At 51.5% G+C, this 13,792-nt stretch carries 17 protein-coding genes; 10 read left to right on the forward strand and 7 right to left on the reverse strand.

All coding sequences use genetic code 11. The features are described from left to right. Positions 1-46: 46 nt before the first annotated feature. From pyrC to mdtH, 4 genes are all read right to left on the reverse strand, one after another. Positions 47-1,090: a dihydroorotase gene (pyrC, locus tag GBAG_RS07055; protein ID WP_034494490.1), complete on the reverse strand. Its 1,044-nt coding sequence runs from the start codon at positions 1,088-1,090 to the stop codon at positions 47-49. A gap of 134 nt (positions 1,091-1,224) precedes the next feature. Then, on the reverse strand, positions 1,225-1,785 hold the full coding sequence (locus GBAG_RS07060; protein WP_034494492.1) for a lipoprotein: 561 nt from the start codon (positions 1,783-1,785) through the stop codon (positions 1,225-1,227). A gap of 170 nt (positions 1,786-1,955) precedes the next feature. Further along, complete coding sequence (gene grxB / locus GBAG_RS07065; protein WP_034494493.1) at positions 1,956-2,603, reverse strand: glutaredoxin 2; 648 nt, start codon at positions 2,601-2,603, stop codon at positions 1,956-1,958. A 75-nt stretch (positions 2,604-2,678) separates the two neighbouring features. Next, on the reverse strand, positions 2,679-3,887 hold the full coding sequence (mdtH, locus tag GBAG_RS07070) for a multidrug efflux MFS transporter MdtH (protein ID WP_034494495.1): 1,209 nt from the start codon (positions 3,885-3,887) through the stop codon (positions 2,679-2,681). Positions 3,888-4,129: 242 nt separating this feature from the next. Here mdtH and rimJ point away from each other — a divergent pair, with 242 nt between their 5' ends. The 5 genes from rimJ to GBAG_RS07095 all read left to right on the forward strand — a co-directional run bounded on the left by rimJ (position 4,130) and on the right by GBAG_RS07095 (position 8,515). After that, positions 4,130-4,714: a ribosomal protein S5-alanine N-acetyltransferase gene (rimJ, locus tag GBAG_RS07075; protein WP_034494497.1), complete on the forward strand. Its 585-nt coding sequence runs from the start codon at positions 4,130-4,132 to the stop codon at positions 4,712-4,714. Between the two features lie 9 nt (positions 4,715-4,723). Next, entirely contained in the window at positions 4,724-5,374 is a 651-nt protein-coding gene (locus GBAG_RS07080; protein ID WP_034494500.1) for a YceH family protein, read from the forward strand. A gap of 3 nt (positions 5,375-5,377) precedes the next feature. Beyond that, positions 5,378-6,301: a Gfo/Idh/MocA family protein gene (locus GBAG_RS07085; protein ID WP_034494502.1), complete on the forward strand. Its 924-nt coding sequence runs from the start codon at positions 5,378-5,380 to the stop codon at positions 6,299-6,301. 104 nt (positions 6,302-6,405) lie between these two features. Then, a complete protein-coding gene (gene murJ / locus GBAG_RS07090; protein WP_034494503.1) occupies positions 6,406-7,941 on the forward strand; it encodes a murein biosynthesis integral membrane protein MurJ in 1,536 nt (511 codons plus the stop codon). A gap of 82 nt (positions 7,942-8,023) precedes the next feature. Continuing rightward, positions 8,024-8,515 carry a cold shock domain-containing protein gene (locus GBAG_RS07095; protein WP_034494504.1) on the forward strand — a complete coding sequence of 164 codons (492 nt, stop codon included), beginning with the start codon at positions 8,024-8,026 and terminating at the stop codon, positions 8,513-8,515. A gap of 94 nt (positions 8,516-8,609) precedes the next feature. On the opposite strand, the gene flgN is transcribed toward GBAG_RS07095, so the two are convergent. From flgN to flgA, 3 genes are all read right to left on the reverse strand, one after another. Next, positions 8,610-9,035, reverse strand: coding sequence for a flagella biosynthesis chaperone FlgN (flgN, locus tag GBAG_RS07100; RefSeq protein ID WP_034494506.1), 426 nt, complete (start codon positions 9,033-9,035; stop codon positions 8,610-8,612). A 4-nt stretch (positions 9,036-9,039) separates the two neighbouring features. Beyond that, positions 9,040-9,333 carry a flagellar biosynthesis anti-sigma factor FlgM gene (flgM, locus tag GBAG_RS07105; RefSeq protein WP_034494507.1) on the reverse strand — a complete coding sequence of 98 codons (294 nt, stop codon included), beginning with the start codon at positions 9,331-9,333 and terminating at the stop codon, positions 9,040-9,042. Between the two features lie 119 nt (positions 9,334-9,452). Continuing rightward, positions 9,453-10,112 carry a flagellar basal body P-ring formation chaperone FlgA gene (gene flgA / locus GBAG_RS07110; RefSeq protein ID WP_034494508.1) on the reverse strand — a complete coding sequence of 220 codons (660 nt, stop codon included), beginning with the start codon at positions 10,110-10,112 and terminating at the stop codon, positions 9,453-9,455. A gap of 152 nt (positions 10,113-10,264) precedes the next feature. Between flgA and flgB the strand changes: the two genes are divergently transcribed. The 5 genes from flgB to GBAG_RS07135 are packed head-to-tail and all read left to right on the forward strand — an operon-like array spanning position 10,265 to position 13,789. Next, positions 10,265-10,681: a flagellar basal body rod protein FlgB gene (gene flgB / locus GBAG_RS07115; RefSeq protein ID WP_034494510.1), complete on the forward strand. Its 417-nt coding sequence runs from the start codon at positions 10,265-10,267 to the stop codon at positions 10,679-10,681. A gap of 3 nt (positions 10,682-10,684) precedes the next feature. Then, a complete protein-coding gene (gene flgC, locus GBAG_RS07120) occupies positions 10,685-11,089 on the forward strand; it encodes a flagellar basal body rod protein FlgC (protein WP_034494511.1) in 405 nt (134 codons plus the stop codon). An 11-nt stretch (positions 11,090-11,100) separates the two neighbouring features. Then, positions 11,101-11,778 (forward strand): flagellar hook assembly protein FlgD, encoded by a 678-nt coding sequence (flgD, locus tag GBAG_RS07125; protein ID WP_034494513.1) that lies wholly within the window; start codon positions 11,101-11,103, stop codon positions 11,776-11,778. Between the two features lie 27 nt (positions 11,779-11,805). Next, positions 11,806-13,014, forward strand: a complete 1,209-nt coding sequence (flgE, locus tag GBAG_RS07130; protein WP_034494515.1) for a flagellar hook protein FlgE — start codon at positions 11,806-11,808, stop codon at positions 13,012-13,014. A 19-nt stretch (positions 13,015-13,033) separates the two neighbouring features. After that, positions 13,034-13,789 carry a flagellar basal body rod protein FlgF gene (locus tag GBAG_RS07135; protein ID WP_034494517.1) on the forward strand — a complete coding sequence of 252 codons (756 nt, stop codon included), beginning with the start codon at positions 13,034-13,036 and terminating at the stop codon, positions 13,787-13,789. Positions 13,790-13,792: the final 3 nt, after the last annotated feature.

Consider the following 13,792-nt stretch of genomic DNA (forward strand, 5'->3'; position numbering starts at 1 on the left):
TATACAGTTATATTCTCAGGTATGCAACAGGGGGCATTAAATTTTATTATTTTACTGACCAGTTGACTTGTTCGCCGGCAAGGAAAGGTACGATGCTATCGTCAGAAGTCTCAATGATTTCTGGCATTTGTACCGGAGTACGCACCAGTTCAATGGTTTCTTCGTTAACCGGTAAACCGTAGAAACGTGGGCCATTCAGTGAAGTAAACGCTTCGAAATGCTGCATTGCATTCATTTCTTCAAAGACGGTCGCATAAGCGCCCAGTGCCGAAGGAGCGTTAAAGCAGCCTGCACAACCACAACTCGCTTCTTTACGGTGACGTGCGTGTGGGGCTGAATCCGTGCCAAGGAACACGCGGTCGCATCCGCTGGCAACCAGCTCACGTAACGCTTCCTGATGAACGCTGCGCTTCAAAATTGGCAGGCAGTACAGGTGAGGGCGAACGCCGCCAACCAGCATATGGTTGCGGTTAAACATCAGGTGTTGTGGTGTGATGGTCGCGCCCAACAAGGAGTTTCCTTCCTTCACATACTGTGCCGCGTCTTTGGTGGTGATGTGTTCAAACACCACTTTCAGTTCAGGTAGTTGCTTACGCAGCGGTTCCATCACAGTTTCGATAAAGCGTGCTTCACGGTCGAAAATGTCGATGTCTGCATGAGTCACTTCGCCGTGAATAAGCAAAGGCATGCCGATTTTTTGCATACGCTCAAGCACCGGTAAAATCGCGGCGGTGCTGGTCACGCCGTGGCTTGAGTTGGTTGTTGCGTTGGCAGGATAGAGTTTTGCAGCAGTAAACACGCCTTCGTTGAATCCGCGCTCAACTTCGTTCGGGTCAAGGGAGTCAGTCAGGTAGCAGGTCATCAACGGCTCAAAATTATGCCCTTGAGGCACCGCATCCAGAATGCGTTGACGATAAGCAATGGCGGCTTCAACCGTTGTCACAGGCGGCGCCAGATTTGGCATGACAATCGCGCGACCATAAATTTCGCTGGTATAAGGCACCACCGTTTTTAACATCTCACCATCACGAAGGTGAACATGCCAGTCGTCTGGGCGGCGAATTTTTAATACCTGAGGTAGTACGGTCATGAAAGTGCTCCGGCGTAGGAAGGAAATAACGATGATTTATGCCGGGCACAAAGGATAAGCGCAAACGTTTCGCTTTGCACCCATTTCGTTGAGATTTTCACGGGGAGAAGGTGTTCTCCCCGCAGGAAAGCCGATTACTCAGTGAAAGGAATCACAATCTCGCCAGGTTTAACTTCAATCCCTTTAGCGTATTTCTTAGCCAGTTTTTCGCCTGTGCTGTTGTCTTCACTCAAAATATAAGCGGGCTGCTGGTTAAAGTAATTCCGTAACGACTGATTCAGATAGGGAATCAGAGTCTGAACAATCGTCTTCATTTTTTCTGGCTCAACGGTGGCGTCTACCACTTCCATTTCCTGCAAATAAATAGCGCCTTGCTCTTTATTGAAGGTGGGTAAAGCTTTCAATTTCAGCTTGATATTGGCTTTTTGGTTACCGAAAAGTGACGTCATATCCAAATTAGCATCGCCCGTCAGCGTGATTTTGTTTGGCTCTTCACGGCCAATCGCACTGGCTAAATTGGTCAAAACAATATGAGCATCGGCAACACCTGGCAGGCCAATGTCTTTAGAAAAATTATTACGTTTATGCAGCGCCTGGTTGATTTCCTGCTCGCTGACGGTGTATTGCGTTAGCTGGTTACAACCCACCACTAATCCGCTCAGCATCAATGCTGCGGCTAACACTATCTTTTTCATGGAGTTCCTTAACATGCTGCTTTGGTCACAGATCCTGACATAAAGCATGATGTTCTACCAGCGCAGGCAGTGCTACAGGAAAAGGCTTAATTTTTTATTCAGCACAATGTGTTTATGAACCAGAAGTTGAAGGCGGGTGGAATCACCCGCCGTAAAACCATGAACAATCTTTAAATGGCGTGGGATGACAGCAGATTAATTTGCGTCTGTTTGGCCATATTATCGCGATAGGCAGCAACCCGGCTTGGCCACTCAATTCCGGCAACCAGCGTCAGATTACGCAGCAGCGGGAACAGATGAATATCATCTTCTGACAGCTCGCCGTTAACCGCATTGGGCTGAACAATCAGCTTATCGAGCTTGCGCAAATCATCGCTGATTTTCTTGATAAGACCCGGTGAGTGCGTCAGAAGATCGGCAAAGGAACCGATCATCGCCTCTTTCTTTTTGGTGAAATAAGCACGCGCTTCGGGTGTGGCAAACTCATCGAATGGCGCTTTCGCAATGCGGGGTATCGTCAGTTGCTGAACATAACTTTGCACATGGCGCAGCCACTCGGAAATAGCGGCGTTAGTGCTGCCAGTAATTAACGGTTCGCCATCGAGTTTATCGACGTAATGCACGATATCCATGCTTTCGGGTAGATAACGACTATCGTCTTTTTGCAGGATTGGCGCCATTTTCTTGCCAATCATTTTTGTCGGGGTAGCTTCATCGTCGTTTAACAAGACTTTTAACTCGATGGGGATGTTCTTTAAGCCAAAAATCATGCGTGCTTTAAGGCAGAAAGGGCAGTGATCGTAAATATAAAGCTTCACGTTACTCCTCCATATCAATCGTCAGGAAAAATCCGTCAATTTTTGAGTATGGAGGAGAATACCAGGGGCTGCAAACTAGTTGCCCGGTTCAAGCATCGAGGGTTCAACAGGTTTCGTGCTGAACTGCCACCACAGCGCGAAAAGCGTAATGATGCCAATAATCCCCAGCATCACCCACGGAAGTTCCGGCTGATTAATGCTTTTCCCTGCGTCATAAAGCCACCCACCGCCCGCGTAACCAAATGCGCCACCGATCGCCAGGCCCAGCCGACTGAACCCCATATAGCTGCCACGAGCGCGTGAATCGGCAAGCGATGCGCTCAACGTTTCGCGAGCCGGTTCGGCAATAATGGAGCCAATGTAAAACACGCAAATCAGGGTAAACAGCTGCTGAAGATTGCTGCTTAAACCCATCGGCAACATCGCCAGCGACATCAGCAACAAACCGGCCATCAAACGCTGCTCAAGACGAAAGCGTTTTTCGCTCCAGCGAGCAATTGGGTACAGCAGCGTTAACGAGAGCGCCGCTTCAATGGCGTACATCCATTTCACTGCGGCAGGCGTCCCGGCAATTTCGTTGACCATAATCGGCAGCATCAACATTACCTGCACCGCTAACATGTAATAACCGGCTAGCGTCAGAACATAAGTGATGAAGCGTTTGTCACGCAGCACACGCCCCATGCCTTCCAGCATCGGTGTGCGAATAGTGGAAAGTTTATAAGCAGGCAGCAGCCAGGCATTGACGCCTGCGCAAATGACAAACATCACGGCGCCTACAGCACACACCAGACGGAAATCATATTGCAGCAACCAGCTTCCAAGCAGGGCGCCAATCACCGCCCCGGCGCTGTCTTGCATCATCAATATTGAGAAGAAACGGCCACGCTGATGTGGGCGCACCAGTTTTACCACCAGGGCTGCGCGTGGAGGGTCAAACAACGTCCCGCCAATTGCGGAGATAAAACACGACAACCACAACACCCACGGCTCCTGCGCGATACCCATCAGCGCAAAACCGACGGCGCGCAGCAGCATTCCGGTGACGATCATTGGTTTGGCGCCAAGTTTATCGGCGATAGCCCCGCCAAATATTCCCAGCCCTTGCTGTGTTAATTGGCGCAGGCCGAGCGCAATGCCCACCATTAATGCGGCCCAACCCATTTGGTCAACAAAGCGAATAGAAATAAGAGGGAAAACCACGAAGAAGCCTAATACCACTAGCATATTATCGAGCAATAAGAAGTATTTACCCAGGCTCCTGGCCTGCGCGACCCGCGCCATCTCCCCTCCAGGGAACTTTAAAAGTGTGACAAACTTCTATTCTCTACTGCTCTCAGGGTTTTTGACAGGGAGCCACGCGACAATATTTTTTTATCAATCTGGCGCTTTGATTGAACTCATTAATCGAAAAAAGTATGACCTGATGAAAAATCTGCATGTTGTTGTTTTCCTTCCGTCGCCAGGCGCAGGTATAGTAATTAAGTTGCCTAAGAAAAATGTGGGATGTGAGGAGTAGGGTGAACATGTTTGGCTACCGCAGTAACCTGCCCAAAGTACGCTTAACAACCGACCGCCTGGTGGTGCGTCTGGTGTATGAGCGCGATGCCTGGCGTCTGGCTGATTATTACGCTGAAAACCGCCAGTTCCTGAAACCGTGGGAGCCGATTCGTGACGACAGCCATTGCTACCCTTCCGGTTGGCAGGCGCGGTTGGGCATGATTGGTGAGATGCACAAAACGGGCAGCGCTTATTACTTTGCGCTGCTTGATCCAGAAGAAAAGGAAATACGTGGCGTTGCCAATTTCTCCAACGTGGTGCGTGGCTCTTTTCATGCTTGTTATCTCGGCTATTCGCTGGGCGAGAAATGGCAGGGGCAGGGCATGATGTTTGAAGCGTTGACTACAGCAATACGTTACATGCAACGCAGCCAAAATATTCACCGCATCATGGCGAACTATATGCCGCACAACCAGCGCAGCGGGGATCTCCTTGCCCGCCTCGGTTTTGAAAAAGAAGGCTATGCCAAAGAGTATTTACTGATTGATGGAGTCTGGCGCGACCATGTGTTGACTGCATTGACTACCAAAGAATGGACCCCTGGCCGTTAAGGACGAGAAATGAAATATCAGTTAACTGCGGTTGAAGCGCGAGTTGTGGGTAGCCTGATGGAAAAGCAGGTGACCACTCCCGAACAATATCCGATGTCGGTGAACGGCGTGGTGACGGCATGTAACCAGAAAACCAACCGCGAACCCGTTATGGAATTAAAAGAACATGACGTTCAGGACACGCTGGATTCGCTGGTAAAACGCCACTTTCTGCGCACCCTCAGCGGGTTTGGCAACCGTGTCACCAAATACGAGCAACGTTTCTGCAATTCTGAATTTGGCAATCTCAAACTCTCGGCTGCTGAAGTCGCCGTTGTGACCACTTTGCTGCTGCGCGGGGCGCAAACGCCAGGTGAATTACGCACACGCGCCGCCAGAATGTTTGAATTTGCCGATATGGCACAGGTTGAAGCGACGCTCGAAAATCTGGCTAATCGCGAAGATGGCCCGTTTGTGGTGCGTTTGCCGCGCGAGCCTGGCAAGCGTGAAAGTCGCTATATGCATCTTTTCAGTGGCGAGGTTGACGCCTCTGAACTGGCAGCGTCCCAAAGTCCTGCGCTGCCTACAGAAGATTTAACGGCCCGCGTCGAACAACTTGAAAGTGAAGTTGCCGAGCTTAAGCAACGCCTGGATTCACTGCTCGCGCATCTTGGGGATTAATGAATGACTAAACTTCGCGTCGGCGTGGTCGGCTTGGGCGGGATTGCGCAAAAAGCGTGGCTGCCGGTATTAACTCAAGCGGGTGACTGGATATTTCAGGGGGCGTTTTCTCCAACCCAGGCTAAAGCGCAAAAGGTTTGCGATGCGTATCGCATTCCCTATGTTTCCTCTATTTCAGAGCTGGCCGCGCAGTGTGACGCGGTGTTCGTTCACAGCGCAACCAGCAGCCATTTCGCGGTCGTCAGCGAACTATTGCAGGCAGGCGTTAACGTTTGTGTCGATAAGCCTCTGGCTGAAAATCTTGCTGATGCGGAACGCCTGGTAGAAATGGCGCATCGCCAGAAACGCACATTAATGGTCGGTTTTAACCGCCGTTTCTCTCCGCTGTATCAGGATCTGAAAGCGAAACTGGCGACTGGCGCGTCGTTGCGAATGGACAAACACCGTGCGGATAGCGTCGGGCCAAACGATCTGCGTTTCACATTGCTGGATGATTACCTGCACGTCGTTGATACGGCCTTGTGGCTCGGTGGGCGTGAAGCACAATTGCAAAGCGGCACCTTGCAGACTAACGACCAGGGGCAAATGCTGTTTGCTGAACATCACTTTGCCAGCGGTAATCTGCAAATCACTACCAGTATGCATCGCCGAGCGGGAAGTCAGCGCGAGTGGGTTCAGGCGGTGACAGACGGTGGTTTATATGATGTGACTGATATGCGCGAATGGCGTGAAGAGTGCGGCAGTGGCGTGGTACATCGCCCAATCCCTGGCTGGCAAAGCACTCTTGAGCAGCGAGGATTTGTCGGTTGCGCGCATCATTTCCTTGAAAGTGTGGCAAATCAGACGGTTCCTGAAACCGCAGGCGAGCAAGCGTTGATGGCGCAGCGCGTGGTTGAGAAACTGTGGCGTGATGCGATGAGCGAATAACACGAGTGCTATTTAAATAGAGTATCGGTAGACTACGCGCCTACGAAATGTCCCTTAACAACGCCTGCCCAGCAGGCGTTGATGTTTGTGGAACCATATAATAAATGAATCTTTTAAAATCGCTGGCAGCTGTCAGCTCGATGACGATGTTTTCTCGCGTGCTCGGATTTGCACGTGACGCCATTGTGGCAAGGGTTTTTGGGGCTGGAATGGCGACGGATGCCTTTTTTGTCGCGTTTAAATTACCAAACTTACTGCGCCGTATTTTTGCGGAAGGCGCTTTCTCGCAAGCCTTTGTCCCGATTCTGGCTGAGTACAAAAGCAAACAGGGCGAAGATGCCACTCGCGTGTTTGTCTCGTATGTTTCCGGTTTACTGACCCTGGCGCTGGCCGTCGTGACGGTTATCGGGATGATTGCGGCACCCTGGGTGATCCTGGTAACGGCGCCCGGTTTTGCCGACACCGCCGACAAATTTGCGCTGACCTCCAGCCTGTTGCGTATTACGTTCCCGTATATCTTCCTGATTTCGCTGGCGTCTTTATGTGGCGCGATTCTTAATACCTGGAACCGTTTCTCGGTGCCTGCATTTGCGCCAACTTTCTTAAACCTCAGCATGATTGGTTTTGCGCTGTTTGCCGCGCCGCATTTTAATCCGCCGATTCTGGCGTTGGCCTGGGCAGTTACCGTCGGCGGTGTCTTGCAACTGGCGTATCAGTTACCGCATCTGAAAAAGATTGGCATGCTGGTTTTACCGCGTGTGAATCTGAAAGATGCCGGTGCGATGCGTGTCATTAAGCAGATGGGACCGGCCATTCTTGGGGTTTCCGTTAGCCAGATTTCATTGATCATCAACACCATTTTTGCCTCGTTCCTCGCGTCCGGTTCCGTTTCCTGGATGTACTACGCAGACCGCTTGATGGAGTTTCCTTCCGGCGTACTGGGTGTGGCATTAGGGACTATCTTGCTGCCGTCTCTGGCGAGAAGTTTTGCCAGCGGCAATCACGACGAATACTCGCGCCTGATGGACTGGGGGCTGCGTTTATGTTTCCTGCTGGCGCTACCCAGTGCCGTTGCGCTAGGTATTCTGGCAAAACCGCTGACTGTTTCTCTGTTCCAGTACGGTAAATTCACTGCTTTCGATGCGGCCATGACGCAACGTGCGCTGGTGGCGTACTCCGTCGGGTTGATGGGGCTGATTGTGGTGAAAGTGCTGGCACCCGGTTTTTACTCGCGCCAGGACATCAAAACGCCGGTCAAAATTGCCATCGTGACGCTTATCATGACCCAGGTGATGAACCTGGCGTTTATCGGCCCGCTCAAGCACGCCGGGCTGTCGCTGTCGATTGGTCTTGGGGCTTGCCTGAATGCCAGCCTGCTATACTGGCAACTGCGTAAACGTGATATTTTCCACCCACAACCGGGTTGGAGTGGCTTCTTGTGGCGTCTGTTTGCCGGTGTGATTGTCATGGCTGCGGTGTTATTTGGCGTGATGCATATTATGCCTGCGTGGGATATTGGCACTATGCCGTACCGTTTATTGCGTCTGATGGCTGTGGTTGTCGCGGGTATTGCGGCGTATTTTGCCACGCTCACGGTGTTGGGATTCCGCGTGAAAGATTTTGCGCGACGGACCCTGTAGTAAACGGACTTTGTAGCCAACGCATTGTGCATTAAACTGCGCGCTGCAAAATTTGACATATTGAACGATTAATTAGGCGGTAATAGCGATGCACGGAACAATCACAACCTGGTTTGAAGACAAAGGTTTCGGTTTTATCAAAGATGAAAATGGCGACAACCGTTATTTTCATGTGATTAAGGTCGCCAATCCAGATCTGATTAAGAAAGATGCTTCGGTGACTTTCGAGCCAACGACCAACAATAAAGGTTTGTCGGCGTATGCGGTAAAAGTAGAACCTGATAGCAAATACATCTATATCGCGGGCGAGCGCATTAAAATCACTGCGATCAAATCTTTCCTGGTCTATAGCGAAGAAGTCCCAGCCGAAACCAAGATTGATAAAGAGAATGCGGTGTTGTCTGTTGGCGCACTGATGAACAGCATTCGCCCGAAAGCTGACCCTAAACCGGGTGAAATGCGCACGCTGAAAAAACTGGCTGTCACCACGTTCCAGGGTTCGACGTTGATTTTCTCGGAAGATGAAATTGATGTTGAAGCGACGATGAAGATTTTGAAGGCGTTGCCTCGCTAAATTTGCTGGAAGGCGCTTGCGCTTGTCGACCTTACGATGCAAAAGTTCATCGTAGGTCGGATAAGCGTAAGCGCCATCCGACAGCAAATTAAGACTAAATCGTTATTTTTTTATTCCCGCCACGACTCACCGTCGTCGCCTGCCCGTCAGCACCGTAAAGATTCGGTTCCTGATGCGGCTTGAGCACTGCCAGCGCTTCTTCATTGCGCGCCAACTGATCTTCTAATAGCCAACCATTGTGCTGATTGATATCACGTAAATGCTGCGTTTTTTGCGTAATCGTCTGCCAACGCTGGCTGATATCCGTGCTGCTTGTGTTATGTGCATTTTGTTCGGCACGGCGAAGCTGCTCAAGATAATCAAGCGTTGCCAGCAACGAGCTTTTATCTTCGGTAATGCGCTGTAATGCACTGCCATTTACATGGCCTGCGGATAATTGTTGCTGCTCGGCGTCCATCACCTCTTTGAGAGAGTTGAGCACCACAGTCATTTGATCCATCACTTCTAACAGACGATTCATGCAATTATTTACTCAATATATAGCTCTGAGCTTCCTGGATGAGTGCATCGGCGATTTTGCCGGTATCCATTTTTAGCTCACCATTGCGGATAGCAGTTTTGAGTGCTTCAACGCGTTCCATATTGATATCACCGCTGCCCGGCTGAACTAACTTCGCCTGCGCATCGCTGAGTGTCACATTGGTGCTGTTTGGGGTCGTGCTCTTTTCCAGACGGCTCTTTTGGACCGGAGCTTCTGACGTTTCACGCGGTTGTACGGTGCTTACCGGTTTCAAAGGAGATGTGCGATCAATACTCATTATTCTATCCTCATCGAGGTGGCCCACTGCACGAGAGCCTGCCAATATCTATCATCTGTTAACACACTATCGGCAGTCGCCGCAGATTCTTTATAGCCTTCTTAATTGCCCGTTGAATATTACAAGTTAATCAGAATATTCCCATCAACGTCGACTGTGCCGCTCACAATCTGACCCGAATCCATTCGTACACGCGCATTCTGCGCCACCGCCGCATTATTCAACGCTTTGCCTTCGCTATTTACGCTAAAACCTTCACCTGCTGCGACGACGTGTACTCGCTGTCCGGCTTTCACACGCCAGGACTGGCGTACCATGGACAACATAATGGGCTGATTGGGTGCGATATCACGCAGCGTTACTGCACTGCTGGCCTGGTTGATATCCAGCATTGCACGCGGAGGTAATTGGTCTAAACGCCCACGCTTGAGCTGCACCTGAGTTTCGTTGATCACCGTGCCACGCGGCAGTGCAAGCGCTGCCACCACGTAGTTCCCGGTAGCCTGAACTTCTGCCTGAATATAGCGTTTCTCGTTTCCGCATCGTGCCAGAACGCTCACATTTCCCCATAAACGACCATTGCCCGGCATCGAAAAATCGGGAAGTGGGCAGGGAGGCAATTGTGCATCCGGCGTTTTTACAATCACCGACACGTCATCGCTTATACCCACCAGACGTTGCTGGAAAAACTGGGTCAATGGTGCGTCCAGAATACTGGCAAAAGCCTGCGGGCAGGCCAGTAAAAGGGCAATTGTGCTCCAGGTTTTTAGTCCAGCCATCTCGCTTCTCCTTGTTCAGGTTGCAGTGATTTTAACCGCACACCGAATTGATCAAGGCGACAAATAGCGACGCATTTTGTGTCTATTCCAACGATAACGCACGCGTAAGGAGATTTAAGCTGTCAGACAAATCCTAATTATGCGGAGGGAACATGCTAGACAAACTGGATGCCTCACTGCGATTTCAGCAAGAAGCGATTAATTTGCGTGCCCAGCGTCAGGAAATTCTGGCAGCAAATATCGCCAATGCGGATACCCCGGGCTATCAGGCCCGCGATATTGATTTTGCCAGTGAAATGAAAAAAGTGATGGAAAGAGGCCGTGCCGAAGGCAGCGGTGTTGCGCTTGCGCTCACCTCCGCACGCCATATTCCGGCGGCGACACAAACCACTCCTTCGCTTGATCTCCTCTACCGCGTTCCTGACCAGCCATCTATGGATGGCAACACCGTCGATATGGACCGCGAACGTACGCAATTTGCCGATAACAGCCTGAAATATCAATCCGATCTCACGGTCCTCGGCGGCCAAATCAAGGGCATGATGTCTGTGCTGCAACAGGGTGGCTAATAGATGGCATTACTGAATATTTTTGATATTGCCGGTTCGGCAATGACGGCGCAGTCCAAGCGGATGAACGTGGCGGCGAGTAACCTGGCTAACGCAGATAGCGCCACTGGCCCGGACGGCCAACCTTATCGCGCTAAGCAGGTTATTTTCCAGGTAGATGCCGCTCCGGGTGCTGAAACGGGTGGCGTAAAGGTGACGGGTATTCAAGAAAGCCAGGAGCCGGACAAACTGGTGTTCCAGCCGGGGAACCCGCTGGCTGATGCCAAAGGTTATGTGCGGATGCCAAACGTGGACGTCGTAGGTGAGATGGTCAACAGCATGTCGGCGTCACGCAGCTACCAGGCCAACGTTGAAGTGCTCAACACCGTGAAAAGCATGATGTTGAAAACCCTGACTTTGGGTCAGTAAAGGAGTGACTGATGGGCATCGCCGTTAATATGAACGACACCACGACCAGTGGTGTTAATACTTTATCGGGTAATAGCAGCATTACCGGGAACAATGCTGCCGATCTACAGAGTAGCTTTTTGACGCTGCTCGTTGCGCAGCTGAAAAACCAGGACCCGACCAACCCTCTGCAAAACAACGAACTGACCACCCAACTGGCGCAAATCAGCACCGTGAGCGGCATTGAAAAACTTAATACCACGCTCGGTTCTGTGTCTGGTCAGTTGACTAACAACCAGTCTGTGCAGGCCAGCGCTCTGATTGGCCATGGCGTAATGATCCCTGGCTCGAAAATTTTGGCGGGCAGTGAAGCGACCACGCCGTTCGGTGTTGAGTTGCAACAGGGGGCGGATAAAGTCACCGCAACCATCACCGATAACACCGGCAAAGTGGTTCGTACGCTCGATATTGGTGCGCTTAGTGCAGGTGTTCATACCTTCACGTGGGATGGCACCGCTACCGATGGGACGACAGTGCCGGACGGCGCTTATAACGTTGCCATCAATGCCAGTAATGGCGGGACACAACTGGTTGCTCAACCGCTGAATTTTGCGTTGGTCAACGGTGTCACGCTCAGTAACGGCAAGACCTTGCTCGACCTCGGTACTTACGGCACCTCAACCCTCGACGATATCAGGCAGATTATCTAAGCCTCCCACCCTTTGCAGGAGTAAAACATGGGCTTTTCTCAAGCGGTCAGCGGCCTGAATGCTGCGGCCACCAACCTGGATGTAATTGGTAACAATATTGCCAACTCCGCCACCTACGGTTTTAAGTCCGGCAGCGTTTCGTTTGCCGATATGTTTGCAGGCTCGAAAGTGGGTCTGGGCGTGAAAGTTGCGGGTATCACCCAGGACTTTAACGACGGTACCACAACCAATACCGGGCGCGGCCTGGATGTGGCTATCAGCCAGAATGGTTTTTTCCGCCTGGTCGATACCAACGGTTCTATTTATTACAGCCGTAACGGCCAGTTCAAACTGGATGAAAACCGTAATCTGGTGAACATGCAGGGGATGCAATTGACGGGTTATCCGGCAACCGGCACGCCGCCAACCATTCAGGAAGGGGCGAACCCGGTAGGGCTTGCTGTTCCAAATACCCTGATGGCGGCGAAAACCACCACTACGGCATCGATGCAGATCAACCTGAACTCTACCGATCCCACGCCGACGAAAACGCCTTTCAGTGCGACAGATTCAGATACCTACAACAAAAAAGGTTCTATCACTGTCTTTGACAGCCAGGGTAACGCCCATGATATGAACGTATTCTTTGTGAAATCCACTACTGCGAACACTTGGGATGTTTATACCCAGGACAGCAGCGTGGCGGGTAGTCCTGTGACAAAAGGCGCGTCGATGGTGTTTAGCCCAAATGGCACGCTGACTTCGGGTGGCACTAACACCCTCACCACCGGGGCTATTAATGGCGCGACACCGGCGACATTTGATCTGAGTTTCCTGAACTCCATGCAGCAAAACACCGGTTCTAACAATATTGTTGCCGCGAATCAAAATGGCTATAAGCCTGGTGACCTGGTGAGCTACCAGATCAACGAAGACGGCAGCATCGTGGGTAATTACTCCAATGAGCAAACCCAGCTGTTAGGTCAGATTGTTCTGTCCAACTTTGCAAACCCGGAAGGTCTGTCTTCTGAGGGCAACAACGTGTGGTCTGCGTCTAATGCTTCAGGTGTTGCCCTGTTGGGTACCGCGGGTTCTGGCAACTTCGGCACGCTGACCAACGGTGCGCTGGAGTCCTCGAACGTCGATCTGAGTAAAGAACTGGTCAATATGATTGTCGCGCAGCGTAACTACCAGTCCAACGCACAGACCATCAAAACCCAGGACCAGATCCTCAACACCCTGGTTAACCTGCGCTAATCACTGACGGGATAGCTTAATGGATCACGCAATTTATACCGCCATGGGTGCGGCCAGTCAGACGCTGAACCAACAAGCGGTGACGGCCAGCAACCTGGCAAACGCTTCAACGCCGGGCTTTCGCGCACAGCTTACCGCTTTGCGTGCGGTTCCGGTGGAAGGGCTATCTTTGCCGACGCGCACCCTGGTGACAGCTTCAACGCCAGGCGTGGATATGTCGCAAGGTCAGCTTGATTACACCCAACGCCCGCTGGATGTTGCTCTGCAACAAGACGGTTGGCTGGCGGTACAAAGTGCTGATGGTACTGAAGCTTATACCCGCAACGGCAATATGCAGGTGAGTCCTGCCGGGCAACTCACCATCGGCGGGCAACCGGTGATGGGCGAAGGCGGCCCGATTGCCGTACCTCAGGGTTCAGAGCTGACTATCGCGGCTGATGGCACCATTTCTGCTCTTAACGCAGGTGACCAGCCTAATACCGTGGCACCGATTGGCCGTCTGAAACTGGTGAAAGCCACCGGGCTTGAAGTGGTGCGCGGTGATGACGGGTTTTTCCGACCAAGTGCTGCCGCTCAGGCCACGCGTGGCGCGACGTTGCAAGCTGACGCATCCATCACGTTGATGCCTGGCGTGCTGGAAGGCAGCAACGTTAAGCCAGTAGAAGCCATGGCTGACATGATTTCCAATGCTCGTCGTTTTGAGATGCAGATGAAAATTATTTCAAGCGTGGATGAAAACGAGCAGCGGGCGAATCAGCTGTTGTCGATGACATGATAA

The organism is Buttiauxella agrestis ATCC 33320 (assembly GCF_000735355.1).
Taxonomy (GTDB): domain Bacteria; phylum Pseudomonadota; class Gammaproteobacteria; order Enterobacterales; family Enterobacteriaceae; genus Buttiauxella; species Buttiauxella agrestis.

What these genes read in the sequence shown, in the direction of transcription:
- pyrC (WP_034494490.1), bottom strand. Translation starts at nt 1,090, where the DNA reads ATGACCGTACTACCTCAGGTATTAAAAATTCGCCGCCCAGACGACTGG.
- GBAG_RS07060 (WP_034494492.1), bottom strand. Translation starts at nt 1,785, where the DNA reads ATGAAAAAGATAGTGTTAGCCGCAGCATTGATGCTGAGCGGATTAGTG.
- mdtH (WP_034494495.1), bottom strand. Translation starts at nt 3,887, where the DNA reads ATGGCGCGGGTCGCGCAGGCCAGGAGCCTGGGTAAATACTTCTTATTG.
- rimJ (WP_034494497.1), top strand. Translation starts at nt 4,130, where the DNA reads ATGTTTGGCTACCGCAGTAACCTGCCCAAAGTACGCTTAACAACCGAC.
- GBAG_RS07080 (WP_034494500.1), top strand. Translation starts at nt 4,724, where the DNA reads ATGAAATATCAGTTAACTGCGGTTGAAGCGCGAGTTGTGGGTAGCCTG.
- GBAG_RS07085 (WP_034494502.1), top strand. Translation starts at nt 5,378, where the DNA reads ATGACTAAACTTCGCGTCGGCGTGGTCGGCTTGGGCGGGATTGCGCAA.
- murJ (WP_034494503.1), top strand. Translation starts at nt 6,406, where the DNA reads ATGAATCTTTTAAAATCGCTGGCAGCTGTCAGCTCGATGACGATGTTT.
- flgN (WP_034494506.1), bottom strand. Translation starts at nt 9,035, where the DNA reads ATGAATCGTCTGTTAGAAGTGATGGATCAAATGACTGTGGTGCTCAAC.
- flgM (WP_034494507.1), bottom strand. Translation starts at nt 9,333, where the DNA reads ATGAGTATTGATCGCACATCTCCTTTGAAACCGGTAAGCACCGTACAA.
- flgA (WP_034494508.1), bottom strand. Translation starts at nt 10,112, where the DNA reads ATGGCTGGACTAAAAACCTGGAGCACAATTGCCCTTTTACTGGCCTGC.
- flgB (WP_034494510.1), top strand. Translation starts at nt 10,265, where the DNA reads ATGCTAGACAAACTGGATGCCTCACTGCGATTTCAGCAAGAAGCGATT.
- flgC (WP_034494511.1), top strand. Translation starts at nt 10,685, where the DNA reads ATGGCATTACTGAATATTTTTGATATTGCCGGTTCGGCAATGACGGCG.
- flgD (WP_034494513.1), top strand. Translation starts at nt 11,101, where the DNA reads ATGGGCATCGCCGTTAATATGAACGACACCACGACCAGTGGTGTTAAT.
- flgE (WP_034494515.1), top strand. Translation starts at nt 11,806, where the DNA reads ATGGGCTTTTCTCAAGCGGTCAGCGGCCTGAATGCTGCGGCCACCAAC.
- GBAG_RS07135 (WP_034494517.1), top strand. Translation starts at nt 13,034, where the DNA reads ATGGATCACGCAATTTATACCGCCATGGGTGCGGCCAGTCAGACGCTG.